Raw genomic sequence first — 20,183 nt, 5'->3', positions numbered from 1 at the left:
CCCAATGTCAGGAGGGAGGATGATGGATAAAAAATGGAAATCTCATCCTGCCTGCTTCCAGATGCAATTCAGGCAAAAAAATACAAAGCCCGACTCCCTTCACTGGCACGAAAGGGAGTCGGGCTTCTCATTTGTTAATCGTTGTCGCGCTGTCCGTGATTTTTGTCTTGGCTCTGAGTAACTTCATGTTTTCCATCCCGCTCTTCCATGGGATTCACCTTCAGGACCCGGTCCGGCTCACGGCCATAACCATCGATCTCCAAACGATCCTTATATGCACGGATAACAGAAAACGCAGTGGAATCGGCTGTTTCAACCATCCCCTGGAAATTTACATATTTGATCCCGTTTTTCTCAGCATAGTTGCCTGCATGGTTATGTCCGTTAAAGTAAGCCACTACATTTCCTGCAGATTCAAGTTCTTTCATTAGTGCAGCGTCATTCCAGGCATTGTGCTCGTTGGCAGGGTAGATTGGCATATGCCCGATTACCACAACTTTTTCTTCTTTGTTAGCTGATTTCTGGAGTACGTTATGCAGCCAATTCATTTGATCGGAACCTACGCCCCCATTCCAAACCTGGGCATTTTTTGTTCCACTCGTTTTCAGCTGATTATACATCTCTTCAGCTTGTTGATACTTTGCTGAACCTGGCGCATTTGCATACAGGCTCAAGTCATTGGTATCAAGAACAATAAAACGCCAGCCCTTTTTGGCGAAATCATAGTATTGGTTTGGCATGTCCAGGATATCTACAACTTTGTCCGTTGTTACAGGGAAGTCATGATTGCCAAGAACATGATATTTAGGCCCTTCAACTTGATTATAAATGGGAAGAATCGTATCGAAACTCTCAAGGTTCCTGTCAATAATATCACCCGTCTGCACAGTGAAACTCAGCTTATGTTGATTGAGAATAGCGGCGGCATCCTTTAGTTTGCTTACCGAGTCACGGTAAAAACGTGTACCGGAGGCATCACAATCGCAATATTGTATATCGGGGATAAGCCCGAATTCAAACGCTGGTTTCTTACTTTTGTGTTCGTTCGGTTCTGCTGATGCTGATGTTCCTGCGATTAGAGACAATCCGATTGCGAATGCAGCGCCCCAAACCTTGACTTTTTGAGTGATTCCCAGTCTTCCTTCATTCGTTCCCATTTAAAATTCCCCTTTCAAAATTGTATTACGTTCTAATATTAAAGGACTGAAGTAAAGAAAATGGCATATTTACGTAACTTTTAAATCACTTTAATAAAGACTCAACATAGGTAAACTGGGATAGGTTATTTTATGTTATAAAGATTCGTAAACAAGGCCTTAACAATGAGAATAATAGGGAAATTACTCGCTTTTATGGATCGGGGATCTTCTCTTCAAACTAAAGAAATAACCGCGGATGTGTATATGAAGATTCAGCACACCCGCGGTTAAATCATTGTATTTATTTATCCTGTGATTTTTCATTAAAGTGTATATGGGGTTTCGTATGAGGATATTGGATGAGGTATTTTCTTAGAAGAATTTAGGAGAACAGATAAGTTTTATATACGCTCTTCTAACTTCCTCTCAATCTTATACACTTTCCTGCCAAGTTCCTCTACTCTTTCGGCAAAATATCCTGTTTCAAGTTCAATTTCTTCCTGCTTTTTCAGTACTGTTTTTAAAAGTGACATAACTTCAGGCTTTTGAATGTCTTCCAATCTTTCCTCAATTTTCTCGAAACTGCCACTAATTCGTTCTTCCATGTCTTTCAGTGCCTGTAAGATTGTATTCTCGATTTCTGTTCACCTCCTCTTTTCATTTATATATATGGGATACTACAGATTCAAACAATATATGACAGTCTTTTTAATCGAAATATGTAAAGTATATTTAGTCCTGTTGTTAACTGCTTATCTTTTGCATCCAAACCTAGGGGCTCCTGTAGTTATTTCACTTCCAGAACAAAGGCATAGAGAGCATCGCCATGTGATAGCTGTTCTTCCTCCTCGTCCATCCACCATGCACCATAGCCATAGTAATAGATGCCTTTCTCTTTTGGAACAACGAAACGATTTTCTTTCACCGCTACCTCCTTTTCCTTCCCCTCATTCGTCTGCATGAGATGAATTTCGTTTGGCTTAGGCTCGTAATCGATTACGAATCGCACTTCCTGATTCGGTTTCACTTCTATAGGGGCTTTGCCTTTTAATAGATCAACCGCACCAGCAGTGTCAGTACACATCCCCTTCCAACAATAAGCTCCCAATACGGTCTCATATGTTTCCTTCCCGATGACAATCATTCCTTTAGGTGGTTTTCCGCCAGTCATTGCATCATCCGAACAGCCCATAAGAATTAGCAGCATACAAACTAATAATCCAGCCAACCTTTTTTTCAATTCCTGCACCTCCCGTTTTATAAATAGACGATTCCACCTCAGGTTTAGTTCCAAGGACAGAATCCATCGTCTTAGACGAAAGAAAAATAGTTATCTATCTCCTGTAACATTAAGTTTTTGATAAAATTGGAAGAAAGATGAAAAGGAGTGTTTATTATCAATCCAGTTACTGCATTCATTCATTCTATAAAAATAGGTATCTCTTATGAGTCATAAATGGTTGGAATGGGCAAAGAGGATGCAAGCATTGTCTCAAGCAGGATTGACCTTTTCAAAAGATGTTTACGATATTGAACGTTATGAAGAATTACGAAGTATAAGTGCGGAGATTATCGAAGACTACACCGGATTAGAAATGCAAAAAATCAAAGATTTATTTACTAATGAAACAGGTTATCAAACACCTAAAGTTGATGTACGCGGAGTAGTGTTTAAAGATGATAAAATCTTAATGGTTCGAGAAAAAATTGATAATAGATGGTCTTTGCCTGGAGGGTTTTGCGATATAGGTTACTCCCCTGCTGAAAATATCGTAAAAGAATTAAAAGAAGAATCAGGCTACGATGCAGTTCCTGTAAAATTGCTCACTCTTTTGGATATGAATAAACATCCCCATCCGCCACAACCATACCACTATTATAAATTGTTTATTCAATGTGAGATAGTCGGTGGGCATGCAAGTACCGGAATCGAAACAAAAGACATTAATTTTTTCTCTAAATACAATTTGCCAAACCTTTCTACGGGTAGAAATATAGAGTCACAGATTAAAACACTTTTTGAATTTCTGAAGGAACCTAATAAAGAGGCGATATTGGATTAACTACTTTTTTAGCTAACGTGTAGCTTATGCAAATAAAAAACAGAAGCGGGAACCTTTACTTTTGCTGGTCCTTGCTTCTGTTTCATCCGCTGTCCTAATGAATCGCTTATTTTTAGTCTATTCAAAAAAACTAGTAGTTAAAAAATTGTAAAATGTCTTTATAGGTCACAGTTCAAATAACCAGAAGAGCAACTTTTCTTACTAATATTTATAACTTTAACAGTTTTGCCTGCAATTATATTTCTAGCTGAAGCTTTGGCTTACATTTATGCCAATTCTAAGTTCTTTTCTTAAATCAAGACCTATTTGTTGTCGTCGAAACAAAATTCAACCAAACTCGCTTTTTTTGTCTTTAAAATCCCTACTGTCGCTTCGTAGCCCTTAACTTGGTCATGCAGGTTCTTCTTTCGGACTGATATCATTCTCATAACTTCATCTGGATTTGGTCCACCTTGTATACTTCTAATTTTAACAAAATACTCTGGCGAGATAATTTTTTTCCATTCATCTTCTGCCAAAGACACATTGACGAATTCGTGAATCATTTCATTAATATCGTTTATATGCCATTCATACAATTCTTTTTGTTCTTTAATCGTTCGCTTCGAGATGTAGCTGGCGATTGAATGAGCTTTTTTAAATGATATCTGATAATCCCTGGATAAGGTATCCGCCAATTCGGTAATTGTAATACTAGATTTTTTGGCCATTTCTTTCATATGTTCAGAGTTTACTTTTAATGTGCTGATGACAGCGTACATTAATTTTAATACCCGGTTAGCATTATTATATGCACGATATAAATGAGGCTGAAGATCGTCTTCCGTATCCACGATGTCACCAAACGGGGTATTATGAATCATATTAATCGCAGCCAGTGCATCTCCGTAAGCACTGCTTGCTATAGAACGGGAGTGTTCGATCGATACAGGATTCCTTTTTTGCGGCATGATGCTGCTCACTTGTACATAAGGATCTGCCACGAGAAAAGAACCAAATTCCCTAGTTACCTGCTGTAAAAAGTCCTGTATCCATCTACCTGTATTGACCATAAATGTCATGATGGCTGTGGAAGTCTCGAGCAGATAATCCGCTCCTCCAATTGAATCATAGGAATTTTCAATTATCCCGTCAAAGCCTAGCAACTCACAGGTACGTTCTCGGCTAATCGGAAAACCGGTCGTTGTCAAAGCAGCTGCCCCCAGCGGAGATTGATTTACTATATGATAAGCGGACCAGAGACGTTTGATGTCTCTTTGCATAACGTCATAAATCGCTAATAGATAATGGCCTAGAGTAGTTGGCTGAGCAGGCTGTGTATGAGTATAGCCCGTCATATAGGTTTCCGAATGCAGCGCAGATTGGTCCAAAAGCGCTTCACTTAATTGATACGCACTCTCAAAAGTATTCAGAAGATGCTCTCTTAAAACCAACCGATACATGGCCACACCCATATCGTTCCTGCTGCGCCCGATGTGGATCTTACCAGCTAATTCGTCACCAATTTCTTCACCTATCTTCGCCTCCATCATGAAAAACAGGTCCTCAAATTGGGGGTGATAGGTCAACAAGGTAATATTGGATTTTGCGACTTTGTTGATTCCTTCTAACATGACCTTCGCTTCATCTAAATCAATAATGCCCTGTTCCGCCAGCATAATGACATGTGCGCGGTGAATGTCGAACATGACATGGAATAAATAATCTCTCTGATCATTAAAAACAGGCATTAATAATTCTTCGACATAGGTTTTTCCTGGAAAAGCCGTGCCTTCTCTTTTGAGAAATTCTTTAAGATTGTTCATACTATTCATCTCCTTTTTTATGACAGTGATTGTTCAGCTTTCACTCCGAAGAATTTATTGGAAATAAAGAGAACAATGGCAATTAACGCAATCTGGATCATTCCATATGCCGCTGCCTGCCCCATATTAAACATTCGGAGTTGATTCATTATTTCAATGGAGATTGGTCGGTTGGATATCGTATATAATAAGACGGATGTCGGGAATTCCCCAACAGATTCCACAAAGGCCAGTAATGTTCCGGATAATACTCCCGGCATGATGATTGGTAGAATGACCTTCCTAAAGGTATAAAACCATTTAGCCCCTAAGCTTCTTGACGCTTCCTCGATGGAATCATCCAACTGTTCTAACACAGCATTCGTCGATCTAACAACCAAAGGGATGTGGCGGATAAAATAGGCCAGAGGCAAGATCCAAAACGTTCCGACCAGAATATTTCCAAACGTAAAAATGCTTGGTTCATTAAAAGCAAACACTAGATTCATCCCGATAACTGTAGCGGGCAGCGCCCAAGGAATCATCACCAGAATATCCACAAAATTTTTACCGACAAATTTACGTTTTACCAATAGATAAGAGGTTAAGACACCAAAAACTAAATTTGCGGCTGTTGCAATGACAGACAACAGTAAGCTGTTTTTTAACGGCTTCAGAATATTAGGATCCTGGAATAATAACCGATAATTTTCAAAGTTAAAGACGGAAGGATACGTTTGCCAAGTCCATGTTCCATCCGGTACCAATGAAAGCAGGAGGATGGTGAAATGCGGCAGGAGCAAGATGATCACTCCAACCATTCCAATGATGACCATGGTCCACTTTACGAAAGGATTTTTCACTTCACTTCGGTGGGCGCCAATCCCTTTGGACGCCATCCTGTAATCTTTGCGATTTTGATACCAACGCATAAACAATAGAAAGACAATCGATACAATGGAAAGGATAACCGATTGAGTGGCAGCGACTTCCATATCGCCATTAATCTTGGAAAAATAAATTTGTAAGCTTAATACCCGAAATCCGCCGGCTAATAAAAACGGTGCACTGAAGGATGCCATGGAAATCATGAACACCAATAGAGAAGCAGCAACAATCGCCGGTGTCAGCAACGGAAACGTCACTTTCCAAAAAACCGCAAATTTACTGGCTCCCAAATTATAAGCAGCTTCCTCCAAAGAAGGATCGATTTTATTGATGGACGACGATACAGTCATATAGAAATACACATACATCGTGTACGCATGGACAATTAAGATCCCTGATATCCCCCCTATTTTAAAGGGTACTTTATCCAAACCGAACAGATCCTTGATTGCATTTGGGATCAACCCGGTCTCTCCATACAAAAACATAAATGCCATTACACCGACCAAAGATGGAAGCACGATGGGCATGATAGCCGCGGTGGAAAATAAACTTCTCCCCGGAAAGTCATACCGATTGAATACAAATGCAAGGGGAATGCCAATCAGAGCACTGACGACCACGCTTAAAGCCGAAATATAAACCGAATTCCATAATGCTTCTAAATTCGTCTTCGACTCCTGGCTAAAAAAGTCATCATAATTGCCAAAGGTAATACTGCCATCTTTTTGCAAGCTTTCAAATAACGTTCGTAAAGAAGGATAAAGAACATAAGCAATCAATACTAAAATAACAGGAATTAATAGCAATAAAGTCAATCTAGTATCGCGATTTTTCATCATGAGACATCATCCCTTACCATGGGAATAATACGAATGTGGTCTGGCGGCAGCTGTACATATACATCTGCTCCTTTTTTAAAGCTGTTGGACCTATTATCATTTAACAGATTCACTTGTATCTGCAGCTCGCCTACATTAACATTTAGATTTATTACAGAGCCGAAAAACTCGACTTCCGTAATCTTTCCTTTAAATACATTTGCAGCCTCAACATGTTTGTCCAAGACTTTTATCGCTTCCGGCCTAATTGAAAGGGATAGACCTTCTTTCTTACCTTCAGGAACAAAATTAAATGGCTGATTATGTACAACAAATTTCTTAGATTCATTTAACAGAGATACATGCACTTTGTCTTGATCGATTTTATCAACTTTAACGGGCAACAGATTGATTTCGCCGATAAAACTGGCGACAAAATCATTGGACGGTGCATTATAAATTTCCGTTGGAGTTCCCACCTGGTGACATACGCCAAAATTAAAAACTGCGATTCTATCACTCATCGATAAGGCTTCCGCTTGATCATGAGTAACATAAATAGTGGTAATCTTATATTCTTTTTGCAATCGCAATATCTCACTTCTCATTTCATCCCGTAACTTGGCATCCAAATTACTTAACGGCTCATCCAATAGCAATATTTCAGGTTCGATTACCAATGCCCTGGCAAGTGCCACACGTTGCTGTTGACCTCCGCTTAATTGGCTCACTTGACGGTCTGAATATGTTTCAAGCCTTACTTTTTGCAGTACATCCTGTACACGCGATTTCACTTCATTAGCCGGAATTTTTCTAACCTTCAAACCAAAGGCCACATTTTCAAAAACCGTCATATGAGGAAAAAGGGCATAGTTTTGGAAAACCATGCCCGTATTTCTTTTTTCCGGAGGTACACGCGTCATATCTCTCTCGCCAAACCGGACGACACCCTTGGTCGGATAGTAAAACCCGGCGACCATGCGGAGTGTAGTCGTCTTGCCGCATCCACTTGGACCCAGAAAGGTAAAAAACTCTCCATCATTAATTTCTAAGTCTAAATGATCGACCGCAATTACTTTCCCAAAGGCTTTTTGGACATTTTCAAGTTTAATAGACGCCATACCGACCACACTTCCTATTCCTTAATTTCTTTATCTCCACTCTTTATGTTTTCGTCCCAATGCTTCATCCACGCATCGCTTTCTTTCTGGAATACCTTCCAATCGATGTCCATGGGCTTGATCTCTGTATCAGTAATCCATTTCGGCAAATCCTTAATATCGGTCCTGGTTGGGATACGGTAAAATTCCTCAGCTAAAATTTTCGCAGCCTCTGGTGTGTTGACAAATTCATAGAATGCTTCTGCAGCTTTAGGATGCGGGGCATCTTTCACTACAGCAATCCCTTCTGTCAATACCGGCGTTCCGCTTTCAGGGATAATAAACTCAAATGGATAATTTTTATTTTCCTTCAACATAACAACGTCCGGCATCGCCCAAACGGATAGGGCCCCTTCACCTTTAGCGACTTTGCTGTACATCATCTCGGGATTCGCTGAGTATTCTTTTGTATTTGCATCTAATTTCTCAAGCCAATCATATCCTTTGGCCGGATCATTGGAATCCTTAAAATCGCGGTAAATCATCGCTGAGAAAATCGTTCTCATGGTACCGGATGCCAAAGGGTAACGAATGATGATCTCATCCTTCCATTTTGGATCGAGGAGGTCATCCCAATCCTTTGGCGCTTCTTCCTTTGATAGTTCTTTACTGTTATACATGATAACTTCTGGTGTCTGACTTGTACCGCTCCAATGCCAGTCCGCTTCATAGAAGCCTTCCTCAAGCGTATCGGCATATTTTGGTTTATACGGCTTTAAAAGGCCCTCATCTTTTGCCTGGTCGAAACTGGTGGACGGTGCCCCCCACCAAACATCAGCCTGTGGATTATTTTTCTCAGAGCGGACACGGTCAAGAACCTCTTGTGACCCCATATCTAACCACTCGACATCGATGTCGTATTTTTGCTCGAATTGTTGTTCGAACTTAGACAAAATGTCTTTTCCATGAGGTGAATACACGACAATTTTTTCTTCCATTTTATCTTCGTTTTCTTTCGTTTTACTTGAACTTGAACTTGAACTTGAACTTTCTTCTGAATTGCAAGCTGAAAGCAACAAAGTTACTGATAACGTAAACGCCATACCAATTGAGACCTTTTTCTTTGATTTCATGAATAATCCCCCTCGTCATGATAATTTAAAATACTTGCATGCTCCCGTAAAAACAGTGAAACAGCTCCTAAGACTCCTGCATGATCACCCAACTGTGATGTATGAATTTCCACTGAACTTGGAAGATATTGATTCACGATATTACGTAAATCAGGTAAAATGAGCTCAGCCGATTTTAAAACACCACCTCCTAAAATAATAACCTCAGGATTTAGCAAACTAGCAACATTGATCACCCCATATGCCAAATGCTCAATTGCTTCTTCAATCACTTCGAGAGCGATTGTGTCGCCTTTTTTCGCCCATTCAAATGCTATCTCACCTGTCAGTCCATTTATTTTAACCTGTTCAAATAGAGGGTGATCAGGCTCATTTCTAATATATGTTGTGAATCTGTCCCCTATTGATTTGCCGCCAGCTACACTTTCTAAATAACCATAGCGAGAAAAGGTCGGTTTAAAGTCATGTTTTAAATCCGTTTTATCTGTTACCGTGTACCCGATCTCCCCTGCAGCACTAGAAGATCCGCGATACAACTGATTATTAATGATAATACCGCTTCCAATACCTGTGCCAACGGCGATAAATATCACATTCTTTCTATTTTTTGCGCTGCCCAGCCACTGTTCTCCGAGTGCGGCCACATTCACATCATTGTCAACATAAACAGGGAATGGAAAAAACTTCTTGGCTTCACTAATAAAATCATATTGAACCCAGTTTAACGCAGGTGCCTCAACCACTATACCTGTTGTCGTTTCCGTTATTCCGGGTACGCCAGCCCCCATCCCCAATACATCCGTATGGGCTATGTTGTACTGCTGTAGTAAACGTTCCACTTCAGATGAGATTTGTTTTAACAATCCGTCTTCCAGGTATGTACCTGTTGTAAAACTGCTTGATGCGATTATATTTCCTTGTAAATCACTGACGATTGTATTTACTTTAGTCCCGCCAATATCTGTGCCGATAATATAGGCTGCCCGATCATTGAAATAAAGCTGAATCGGCCTCCTTCCTCCTTGTGACGAAGCTTCTCCATTCCCTTTTTCAAAAACCCAATTTTCTTGAATGAGTTCGTCGACTAATAAAGAGACAGTCGGCTTGCTTATTTTATTTTTTTCGGCAATCTCTGCTCTTGAAATGGGGGCATTCTCTTGAATGCATTGCAAAACCCTTTTTTTGTTAATTGATTTCATATACATAGGTGTTCCTTTAAAACTCATACATATCACGGCCTTAACTATTTTAGTTAGTAAGACTTACTAATTAACTAACTAACGTAAATATAGCGTAAATAGAAAATGCTTACAATACATTTTTTAAAATATTTAGACTATTCCAAATATATATTTACATTTATATATATATATGCTATTCATAAAGTATGGTTTTTAATCTACAGTTAGTTAGTTAGGTAGATTAACTAACCTACTGAATACTCAAGAGGAAAGGAGTTTGTACTATCAATAAGTAGTTATCCAATTATGAAAGGGGTTACAAATTTGAAAAGATTTTTAGTTTCAATACTGTCCTTTCTCTTAGTTGTGTCTTTGGTCCCGATCAACGGAACGGCTGCAGAATCACAGCAACATGATGTAGATCTGTGGAATGCTTTGAAACCTCTGGAAACAACCGTCACCTTCTTAAATACAGGAGCTCATCCTGATGATGAGAGAAGTGATTTCCTGGCCTATTTATCGAGAGGTCTTGGGGTCACAACTTCAAGCCTGATTGCAAACCGGGGAGAAGGCGGTCAAAATGAAATTGGAAATGAATTGGATAATGGACTTGGAATCATTCGGTCAAGGGAAATGATAGAAGCGTCTAAGATTACCGGTGTAAAAGCTTACCATCTTAGCAAAACGACATCAGATCCTATTTACGACTTCGGGTTTTCGAAAACCCCTGAAGAAACACTGGCCAAATGGGGAGAAGACCTTACTTATGAACGACTGATCAGATTTATCCGTACGTATCAGCCTGATATTGTCATGCCATCTTTTAGAAATGACCATACCCAGCATGGACACCATCGAGCGATGGAAATCCTAAGTGAACGGGCTTATAAAGACGCTGCCGATCCAAATATCTACCCGAATCAATTGAAAGAAGGGCTGACAACCTGGCAAGTTAAAAAGCTGTATTTGCCTGCAGCATCCAAAGAAACGGCAACGACTTCAATCGAAATCGGGATGTACGACCCGGTTTACAAATTAACGTATCCGCAATTAGGCGAGCATTCCCGCTATATGCATAAAAGCCAGGGAATGGGTTCAGACATACCTGCCGCCCCAAGACAAACCCACCTTGAATTACTTGATAGTGCTGTAGACACAAAAGGCAGCAAGGACCTATTCGCAGGTATTCCATATAATTTCACAGAATGGGCCAATACTCTTCCAGACAATGAAAAATCTTTTAAAACCCAATTAACGGAACTTCAACGAGATTTAGACTCGATTATTGCATCTTATCCAAACAGCAAGCAAGTATTTGATCAAACCCAAAATGCCTTGAAAGACGTCCAAAAACTAATAAATAAAACAAAAAAAGCTAAATTGAAACCTCAACTTGAAGCGGATTTACTTCATAAACTTTCATTAAAGCGACAACAATTACAATCAGTAAGCTTTGTGTCCTCCAAATTGAAGGTAACCGCAAAAGCTGCATCCACCGTTCTTACAAAAGGACAAAAAACAACTGTCCAGGTTGTACTGGAAAACACAGGTAAACAAAAGCTAAAAAATGTAGATGTTTCTTTAGCAGCTCCAAAGGACTGGAAAATCAAAACCAAAGATAAATCAAGGTCCCTTACTCCAGGAGAAACGACACAAATGACTTATCAAGTCGAAGTCCCGAAAAGTGCCGTTATATACCACGCATATAAGGATCCTGTTATAGAGGCACAGGTGAGTTATAAATCGAATGGAACAATAACCGAGCACACCCAGGAATTAGAAGGAACAGTTGCGGTTCTTCCAGAAGTCGGCATCACTTTATCTCCTGAAGATATCGTTGTGAATACAGCAGACGTTCAAGAAGAAATTCCTGTTACCGTTAAAGTTAAAAACTATCATGAAGGCAAAACTCAATCTACTGTGTCGCTAAACACCCCAAAAGGATGGGAAAGCGTTCCACAGAAAGCGGCCCTCGATTTTGGAAAGAAATCGGAGGAAAAGTCAGTAACCTTCAAACTGAAGCCACCTAAAAATATTCAAGCTGGAAATTTCAAGATAGGGGCTACAGCGATGGTAAATGAGAAAACTTTGGAATCAACCATTCAGGAAATTTCCTATGGTCATATCGGTACTTTTTATTACCAATATCCAGCAGAGCTGAACGTAGCGGCGTTTGAGCTTCTGAAACCGGACAAATTAAAAGTCGGATATATCGACAGTGGATTTGATAAAGTTGCAGATGCTTTGTCAAATACAGGCTTTGACATAACAAAACTGACAGAAACAGACCTAACAACTGGTGATTTAAGCCAGTACGATACCATTGTAACAGGAATTCGCGCCTACTTATCACGGGATGACTTGCTGAAAAATAATATACGTTTGCAGAAATACGTTGAAGACGGCGGACATTTAGTCGTTCAGTACCATAAACCAAGCGACAAATGGGACCCGGCAACTACCGCTCCATATAAATTAAAAATTGGAGACCCATCGATCCGCTGGAGAGTAACCGACGAAAACGCCAAAGTAACCATACTAAAACCGGAATCTCCTCTATTTAACTATCCTAATAAAATCACGGATAAAGACTGGGATCACTGGGTTCAAGAAAGAGGCCTTTACTATCCGATGGAGTGGGATCCACGCTTCGAAACATTCGTAAGCATGGGAGACCCGAACGAGCAACCTTTCAATGGAGGTATCCTAATGGCAACCTACGGCAAAGGGACCTATCTATACACAAACCTGGTCTTCTACCGCCAAATCCAAGGCCAAGTACCGGGAGGATATCGAATCTTTACCAACTTAATCAGTTACGGAGCAAAGTGACAGGCACCATCCTGAACTGCGGTCTTGGATATTCTTGTCGGTATATCAACAGGCTTCTAATCCTTTTATCATTATTTAATTCCTATGTTCGTTACACCTTTTACAATATATTTATTGACATATAAGAACACGATAATAGCGGGCAAAATGCCAATCAACGTTTTTCCCGGATTCACGAAGTTAACTCCCTGGATCAATGAGGCAACTCCCGTGTGACAGTTCTCATTTCGTTGGAGCTCGTAACTAAAGATGGCCATAGAAAGTCATTATAGATTCCAACGAACGTAACAACTCCCAATGTCATGAGAACCTACGGAGTGTTCCTCGAATGAAACTCATTATAAAGCCTTCGGAATCACTAATTCCGAAGGCTTTTTTAATACTTATTTTTTTGAAGGATTCATCGAAATTTTCTGCTGTTACAATCTACTATTCATTTTAAGCCTTAAGACTTTTTATTTTTGCGAGAATCAATTAACACTGCAGTTACAATAATCGCACCCTTCAGGATTTGTTGCCAATAGGAAGATACCCCTAATAAATCAAGACTGTTATTTAAAACACCTATGATCAATGCCCCAATGATCGTTCCAGGAATAGTACCAACCCCACCAGTAAGACTTGTCCCCCCGATAACTGCGGCTGCAATGGCATCTAACTCAAAAGAAACACCCATGCTTGGCTGCCCGACACTAATCCTTGCGGTTAGCATCATCCCCGCAATCGCTGACAGTAAGCCCGCATACATATATATCAAAATTAAATAACGATCAACATTTATCCCTGCAATTTTTGCAGCGTGTTCATTACCACCTATAGCATAGGTATATTTACCAAACTTCGTTTTACTTAACAAAATGTGTGAGATAATACCTATTAAAATAAAGATAATAATTGGAACCGGGATACCCGCAACTACACCTTTTCCCAAAAACATAAACGATTCTGATAAATCTGGAATTGGCCTTCCATCACTGTACAGCAAGGCTAAACCTCTTGCTGCCGTCATCATTCCAAGGGTAGCTATAAACGCGGGAATTTTCCCCTTCGCCGTGATAATTCCATTTATCGCACCGCAGGCAATACCGATTCCGGCACCAAGCGCTAATGCACCAATCAACGAGTCACCTGGATGGGCAAAACTTGCTACCATAACAGATGTTAAGGCGATAACAGAACCAGATGATAAGTCAATTCCCGTTGTAATAATAACAATGGTAACACCCATCGCCACAATCCCAATAAAGGAAATTTGACGGACGATATTCAGGATATTCTGAGTTCTAAGAAAGGTATCTGACATAAAGGACATTACTATAATCATAGCAAGCAAAATAAATAGGATTCCAAATTTGCTCATGAAAGGAGCAATCTTTTCTTTCCAAAGGTTTTTATTTCTATTTTCTTTCATCACAGAAACTGGACTGCTAACTGGATTACTCAAATGAAGAACCTCCCTTGTATTTTCTAATAAAAGAATTAACTATAGGCTAGTTCCAGGATTTTTTCCTGATTGGCTTCTCCCCTGACAAGTTCACCTTTTGTGTACCCTTCATGCATAACAATGATTCGGTCACTCATTCCTAATACTTCTGGCATTTCAGAAGAAATCATGATAATCGCTTTCCCCTGTTGGGCTAACTTTGACATAATCTTATGAATTTCCGACTTCGCCCCTACATCTACACCTCTGGTTGGCTCATCCAAGATAAGAATGTCAGGATCATTCAGAAGCCATCTGGCTAGCAGCACCTTCTGTTGATTACCCCCACTCAAATTCATAATAAGCTGATTAAGATGTGGTGTTTTAATATTTAAAAGCTGGATCTGTTCATTACATTTTTTATTTACTAACTTCCGATTTATCAAGCCAAACTTTAAAAATTTATTGATATTGGAGATAATCATATTTTCCTTAATGGAAATAGGCAGGAATGCTCCAGTTAGTTTCCGATCCTCTGTTAATAAAGCCATCTTGTGCTTTATTGCATCCTGTGGTGATTTAATCTTCACTTTTTTACCATGTATATAAATATCACCGGAATCACAAGGATTAACACCAAAAATACTTTCAATAACCTCAGTACGCCCTGCCCCCATTAACCCTGCAATCCCAAGAATTTCCCCTTTTCTCAATTCAAAACTAATATTATGAAATTTACCCTTGCAGGATAGGTTTTGGACAGATAAGGCCAACTCTTTAATTTCAGCCTTTTCTTTATGAAAAACTTGTTTGATTTCTCTGCCAACCATCATATGAATTAACGTGTCCTGGTCGATTTCTTCTGCACTGTTTGTGCCGATATACTTACCGTCTCGGAATACAGTTAACTCATCACAAATCTTAAAAATCTCATCCATTTTATGTGATATGTAGATAATCGAAACTCCCTTTGCTTTCAAGGAACGGATAATACCAAATAATTGTTCTACTTCTTTTTCCGTTATGGCCGAAGTTGGCTCATCCATTATGATTAAATCCGCATTATAAGACACTGCCGTAGCGATCTCTACCATTTGCATGTTTGCAATGCTCAAATCCTTCATCTTTTTGGTCGGATCAATTTTCATATTCAAGGATTCAAATAATCTTCTTGATTCCTCAATCATTTTCTTATTGTTGATCCAGCCGGACTTTCCATAAGAGAATTCCCTGCCTAAAAAAATATTCTCCGCAACTGTCATATATGGGACTGGGCTTAATTCCTGATGGATCATGGAAATACCGTTTTCCACTGCTTCTTTTGGTCCGGAAATTTTCAATTCTTTTCCTTTATATTTCAAAGTTCCTTTGTTAGGGGTATAGATGCCAAAGATAATTTTCATTAAGGTCGATTTCCCTGCACCATTTTCCCCCATTAAGCCATGGACTGTCCCTTTTTTCACTTTTAATTGAATATCATCTAAAGCTTTTACTCCAGGGAATTCCTTGGTTATGTGCTCAAGTTCTAAAATATATTCAGCCACCATTGTCACCACCTATATCATAATTGCAACCTAAGTGGTCGCCCAGAGTTCGACCCTGAACGACCTTCACCTATAGATTAAAACGTACAACTTTTCACATTGTCCACTCAAGAAATCAATCATTCGTGTGCGACTGGTCAGCGTTTCAACTAACTGATTACTTCTCCCACTTTTTGATGTACTCGTCAACGTTATCCTTTGTGATTAATTCGAACGGGATATTAATAAATTTCTCTTCTACTTTCTCACCTTTGACTGCTTTGATGGCTGTTTCGATTGATCCTTTACCTTGACCATATGCATCCTGGAAGGCAGAAACATCTAATTTCCCTTCCTTAACGTATTGTAAAGCATCAAGGGTACCATCAATTCCCGCAACAATAATATCTCCGCGCTTACCAGATTCTTCTAAAGCCATAATTGCTCCGATTGCCATTTCATCATTATTTGCTACAATCGCATCAAATTGTTCACCGGATTGAATCCAGTTTTCCATTAATGTGATACCTTGTGATCTTTGCCAATCAGCTGTAGCTTCGCGGACGATTTTAATGTCAGGGTTCTTCTTGACTACTTCTTTATTGCCCTCCGTTCTTTTCACGACGGCCTCTTGTCCCAATGTTCCGTTCATGATGCCGATATTTCCTTTGCCTCCAATCAATTCAGCCACTTTTTCCATTTGAATGGTACCAGCCTCAAGGGATTCAGAACCCACAAAGGCATAGATTTTCTTCATAGTCTTTTTATCTGGCATTCTATTAACAACAATTACTGGAATTTCAGCCTCATTGGCTAAATCTACCATTGGTAAAACAGCATCAGTGTCAACCGGGTTGATAATGACGGCATCTACACCTTGAGAAATAAATGTCTCGACCTGTGAAATCTGTTTCCCGGAGTCATTCTTGGCGTCCACCATATTAACTTCTACATCATCATGCTCCTTGTCATATTCTTTAATCCCGTCGTACAAGTAAGATAGCCATTTATCATCAAATACCGGCATTGCTGCCCCAATCACAATGGTATCTTTTCCTCCGGAAGAACTATCTGAACCACAGCCAGCAAGTATACCCGCGAGCAAAACAAAAAGCATTAAAAAGCTGATTAATTTCTTATTCATCTTCAATTATCCCCCTTTTAGATGATCTCTCATATGTAAACAGCCTGTTGACACAAAGAATTAATGTTTTCAATATTGAAAAATGGTACTCAGTATGTATCTCACCTCCTGGATCAGTAAACAAAACCACTCATCTAACGCTAGAGTATTTCTTGGTTATATTTTGGTTAACTTCAAATACAAAATTATTTAAAGCGCTTTCAATACAAAAAATAAAAATATTCAGTTAACCTTTTCAACCAAATTTGTTAAGTTTTGATTATAACTTGATAATCTTATGATAATTTTAAAAGCGCTTTCAGTCAAGAATTTTTTTTATATTCAAACAATTTATTAAACAAAGTTTTAAAAAAGAGCTAACGGCATTTCTATGCCACCAACTCTTAGTAAAATTAGGCCAAAACAAAAGATGTTCCTGAACAGGATTATTTTATTCTTCTGCAATGGCAAGCTGAATTCCTTTCTTTTTCGTATATTCTTGATATTCTTCATCCGGCAGTTTATCTGTTATCAGATAATCAATCTCGTCTAAACTACAGTAGGTCATTAAACCATACTGATCAAATTTATCATGGTCCACCAATAAAAAAACTTTTGAACTTCTTTCAACCACTGTTTGTTTTATTTCACTTTCAAGAGGTGATGCATTCGTAACGCCATTGGCAAGCGTGATGCCCGTTGAAGCCATGAATGCCTTGTTAATATTGTACGATTTTAATAAATCATATTTTTTTATGCTGACAAAGGAATTCGTTTTGCGGTCAAGTACGCCGCCAATAGAAATGACATTCAAATTCTCATAGGGAAGAGAATTGATGATGAAGTTAAGATTATTTGTAATAATCGTCAAATGTAACGCCTTTATATATTCAATTAATTCTAAGGTTGTTGTCCCCGAATCAATAAAAATAACATCTTCATCTTCTATAAAACTTGCCGCTAATTTAGCTATTTGTTCTTTTGATCTTTGATTGCGTGTTTTTCTATCATTGAATGATTCTAGTGCTGCATGGGCTGTATCGTTCACAGCCACTCCGCCATAAACCTTCTTAATTTCTCCCAGTTCAACCAGCTCTTGAACGTCGCGTCTAATCGTGTTTTTAGATACATCAAAAATGTTAACAAGTTCATCCAAAGATACAGTTTGATGTTCAAATATATAATCTTGAATTTGTTTGATGCGTTTAGTCTTAATCATTGCAGCCCTGCTTCCTTTATTATTACAATAAACATTTCTAAGTTAACATATTGAATAGGTTATCAAAAGGAAATAGTTCAAAAAATTATTCCTTAGTCTTTTCAAAATAACGACAATCTAATTATTCTCTCCCTGTAAAAAGGAGGAAGGAATCCCTATCCGCGTTATATAGGACATTCCCCTTTTTACGCCTTATGACTCGACTTAAATAGCTTTATTTTGTCTTTTACGGTTGCAACGATTGCTTCCCTACCTGGTGTGAGAATTGTCCGCGGATCATAGACCCTGCTGTCAGTTGCAAGCACTTGACGAACTGCATTTGTCCACGCTTGGATACATTCTGTATTCACATTAATTTTGGCATGGCCAAGGGCAATCGCTTTCTCTATTTGATAATCCGGGATTCCTGAACCGCCATGCAGCACCAAAGGTATGCCTGTCATGCTCGAAATTTGTTTCATTTCATCAAAGCCAAGCTTAGGTTCCCCCTGATATGGACCATGAACGGAACCGAGGGCCGCTGCTAAAGCATCTATTTTTGCTTCTTTTACTATCCGTAAGCATTCATGAGGATCTGCATACTTTATTCCACCAACAAGCCCATCTTCCATACCGCCGACGGTTCCAACTTCCGCTTCCACAGATACTTCCCTAGGTTGTGCATAATCAACCACTTGTTTCGTCATGGCAATATTATCCTTAATCGCAAAGTGGGAACCATCAATCATAACAGAAGTAAACCCGGCATCGATCGCTTGTTTACATCTTTCAATACTACTGCCATGATCCAAATGTAAGGCCACAGGTATAGTGATCCCCATTTCTCCCATTACTTCTTTCACCATTGCAGTAATGACACGGAATCCTCCCAAATAATCAACAAGTCGATCGGAGGCTGCTAATATGACCGGTGATCGTTCTTCCTCGGCCGCTTGTAAGGTCGCTTCAATCCAATGCAGGCCATTAATGTTAAATTGGCCCACAGCATAGCCTTTGCCCTTTGCCTTAAAAAGCATATATCGCATCGGAACTAAAGCTGATGGTTTAGTAGATGTTGCACTCATTTTTCTAAGCACCCCCTTTGTAAAAATTTCCTTCAATCATTATTCGAAATCATAGTATTTTGTAACCACTTGCAAGGTTGTATCTTTTGCCGTCTTAATCGCTTTTTCCGCTTTTAATTGATAATATTCCGGCCGGAATAGTTCAACAGAAACTACATCCGAATAGCCAATTTCTTTTAATGTCGATAAAATACCATCTAAATCAATCGCACCCAATCCTGGCCAAACCCGGTCATCATCGGTCAAAAAGCCAATCGGGAAATCTTCCGTGTCATCAATATGCAAAATGAAGATTTTGGATCCATCGGCCTTTTTCAAGTCCTCCAGACTTGAACCCATGGCATGGAAGTGGAAACAGTCGAGTACCAATCCCACATTCTCACGATTAACCATTTCGATAATGTCATAAGCCTGACTAAATGTATTAACGGTACATTGAGGATGACCAACAAATTCAACCGCAATTTTAATGCCATATGGTTCAGCAATACTGGAAAGCTCTGTTAATACATCCACGCAGCTTTTCTTAATATCTTCTTTTAAGATTTTCTCTTCGGTTACGAGCGGAACGGCGACTACATACTGAACGCCTAATTGTTTGCCGGTTTCCATCATCTCTTTGAATTCATCGATAATGGCATCGTACCCCGCTTGATCACGATTATTGAAGAAAACGAGGGCATTAAAGGCTAACGGTTTAATATGATGTGTTTGAAAATAGTCAACTAAAGTAGCAAGAGAATGTCCCTGCAAATACTCTGGCAATTTGTCGATTGTACGAATTTCGATATAATCATAGCCATGTTTTTCGCAATACTCTAAATCCCTTGCAAGATTTGAGTTTTCCAATGTAGTCGCTTGGTTAAAACAAAGTTTCATAGTTAGCACTC

17 protein-coding genes are annotated in these 20,183 nt (G+C 39.2%); 2 read left to right on the top strand and 15 right to left on the bottom strand.

The annotated features are described in order from the left end of the window. Window positions 1–134: 134 nt before the first annotated feature. From LQ216_RS13760 to LQ216_RS13750, 3 genes are all read right to left on the bottom strand, one after another. Window positions 135–1,157 carry a metallophosphoesterase gene (locus LQ216_RS13760; protein ID WP_230130048.1) on the bottom strand — a complete coding sequence of 341 codons (1,023 nt, stop codon included), beginning with the start codon at window positions 1,155–1,157 and terminating at the stop codon, window positions 135–137. Between the two features lie 383 nt (window positions 1,158–1,540). Beyond that, window positions 1,541–1,744, bottom strand: coding sequence for a hypothetical protein (locus tag LQ216_RS13755; RefSeq protein WP_230130047.1), 204 nt, complete (start codon window positions 1,742–1,744; stop codon window positions 1,541–1,543). Window positions 1,745–1,926: 182 nt separating this feature from the next. Beyond that, on the bottom strand, window positions 1,927–2,388 hold the full coding sequence (locus tag LQ216_RS13750) for a hypothetical protein (protein ID WP_230130118.1): 462 nt from the start codon (window positions 2,386–2,388) through the stop codon (window positions 1,927–1,929). Between the two features lie 196 nt (window positions 2,389–2,584). Here LQ216_RS13750 and LQ216_RS13745 point away from each other — a divergent pair, with 196 nt between their 5' ends. Beyond that, a complete protein-coding gene (locus LQ216_RS13745; RefSeq protein ID WP_230130046.1) occupies window positions 2,585–3,202 on the top strand; it encodes an NUDIX hydrolase in 618 nt (205 codons plus the stop codon). A 302-nt stretch (window positions 3,203–3,504) separates the two neighbouring features. Here LQ216_RS13745 and argH read toward each other — a convergent pair whose 3' ends face one another. The 5 genes from argH to LQ216_RS13720 are packed head-to-tail and all read right to left on the bottom strand — an operon-like array spanning window position 3,505 to window position 10,127. Next, window positions 3,505–5,007, bottom strand: coding sequence for an argininosuccinate lyase (gene argH / locus LQ216_RS13740; RefSeq protein WP_230130045.1), 1,503 nt, complete (start codon window positions 5,005–5,007; stop codon window positions 3,505–3,507). A gap of 17 nt (window positions 5,008–5,024) precedes the next feature. Next, window positions 5,025–6,716 (bottom strand): iron ABC transporter permease, encoded by a 1,692-nt coding sequence (locus LQ216_RS13735; protein ID WP_230130044.1) that lies wholly within the window; start codon window positions 6,714–6,716, stop codon window positions 5,025–5,027. Further along, window positions 6,713–7,816: an ABC transporter ATP-binding protein gene (locus LQ216_RS13730; RefSeq protein ID WP_230130043.1), complete on the bottom strand. Its 1,104-nt coding sequence runs from the start codon at window positions 7,814–7,816 to the stop codon at window positions 6,713–6,715. Before LQ216_RS13730 ends, LQ216_RS13735 begins: the two co-directional genes overlap by 4 nt. A gap of 14 nt (window positions 7,817–7,830) precedes the next feature. Then, the gene (locus LQ216_RS13725) at window positions 7,831–8,928 is read right to left on the bottom strand and encodes an extracellular solute-binding protein (RefSeq protein WP_230130042.1); all 1,098 of its coding nucleotides are present in this window, start codon (window positions 8,926–8,928) and stop codon (window positions 7,831–7,833) included. After that, complete coding sequence (locus LQ216_RS13720; protein WP_230130041.1) at window positions 8,925–10,127, bottom strand: ROK family transcriptional regulator; 1,203 nt, start codon at window positions 10,125–10,127, stop codon at window positions 8,925–8,927. Before LQ216_RS13720 ends, LQ216_RS13725 begins: the two co-directional genes overlap by 4 nt. A 306-nt stretch (window positions 10,128–10,433) precedes the next feature. Between LQ216_RS13720 and LQ216_RS13715 the strand changes: the two genes are divergently transcribed. Then, a complete protein-coding gene (locus LQ216_RS13715) occupies window positions 10,434–12,941 on the top strand; it encodes a PIG-L family deacetylase (RefSeq protein ID WP_230130040.1) in 2,508 nt (835 codons plus the stop codon). 71 nt (window positions 12,942–13,012) lie between these two features. Here the strand turns inward: LQ216_RS13715 and LQ216_RS20380 are convergent, their stop codons facing one another. From LQ216_RS20380 to iolI, 7 genes are all read right to left on the bottom strand, one after another. Beyond that, entirely contained in the window at window positions 13,013–13,138 is a 126-nt protein-coding gene (locus LQ216_RS20380) for a hypothetical protein (RefSeq protein WP_290369271.1), read from the bottom strand. Window positions 13,139–13,386: 248 nt separating this feature from the next. Continuing rightward, a complete protein-coding gene (locus tag LQ216_RS13710) occupies window positions 13,387–14,352 on the bottom strand; it encodes an ABC transporter permease (RefSeq protein WP_230130117.1) in 966 nt (321 codons plus the stop codon). A 68-nt stretch (window positions 14,353–14,420) separates the two neighbouring features. Then, on the bottom strand, window positions 14,421–15,911 hold the full coding sequence (locus LQ216_RS13705) for a sugar ABC transporter ATP-binding protein (protein ID WP_230130039.1): 1,491 nt from the start codon (window positions 15,909–15,911) through the stop codon (window positions 14,421–14,423). Window positions 15,912–16,065: 154 nt separating this feature from the next. Then, complete coding sequence (locus tag LQ216_RS13700; RefSeq protein WP_230130038.1) at window positions 16,066–17,031, bottom strand: sugar ABC transporter substrate-binding protein; 966 nt, start codon at window positions 17,029–17,031, stop codon at window positions 16,066–16,068. A 430-nt stretch (window positions 17,032–17,461) separates the two neighbouring features. Continuing rightward, a complete protein-coding gene (locus LQ216_RS13695) occupies window positions 17,462–18,229 on the bottom strand; it encodes a DeoR/GlpR family DNA-binding transcription regulator (RefSeq protein WP_230130037.1) in 768 nt (255 codons plus the stop codon). Window positions 18,230–18,414: 185 nt separating this feature from the next. After that, entirely contained in the window at window positions 18,415–19,293 is an 879-nt protein-coding gene (gene fba / locus LQ216_RS13690) for a class II fructose-1,6-bisphosphate aldolase (RefSeq protein WP_230130036.1), read from the bottom strand. A 39-nt stretch (window positions 19,294–19,332) separates the two neighbouring features. Beyond that, entirely contained in the window at window positions 19,333–20,172 is an 840-nt protein-coding gene (gene iolI, locus LQ216_RS13685; RefSeq protein WP_230130035.1) for a 2-keto-myo-inositol isomerase, read from the bottom strand. Window positions 20,173–20,183: the final 11 nt, after the last annotated feature.

This window comes from Bacillus sp. CECT 9360 (assembly GCF_918741275.1).
Classification (GTDB): domain Bacteria; phylum Bacillota; class Bacilli; order Bacillales; family DSM-1321; genus Peribacillus.
Note: the sequence above shows the minus strand (reverse complement) of the source record. Positions and strands in the feature narration are given on the sequence as shown.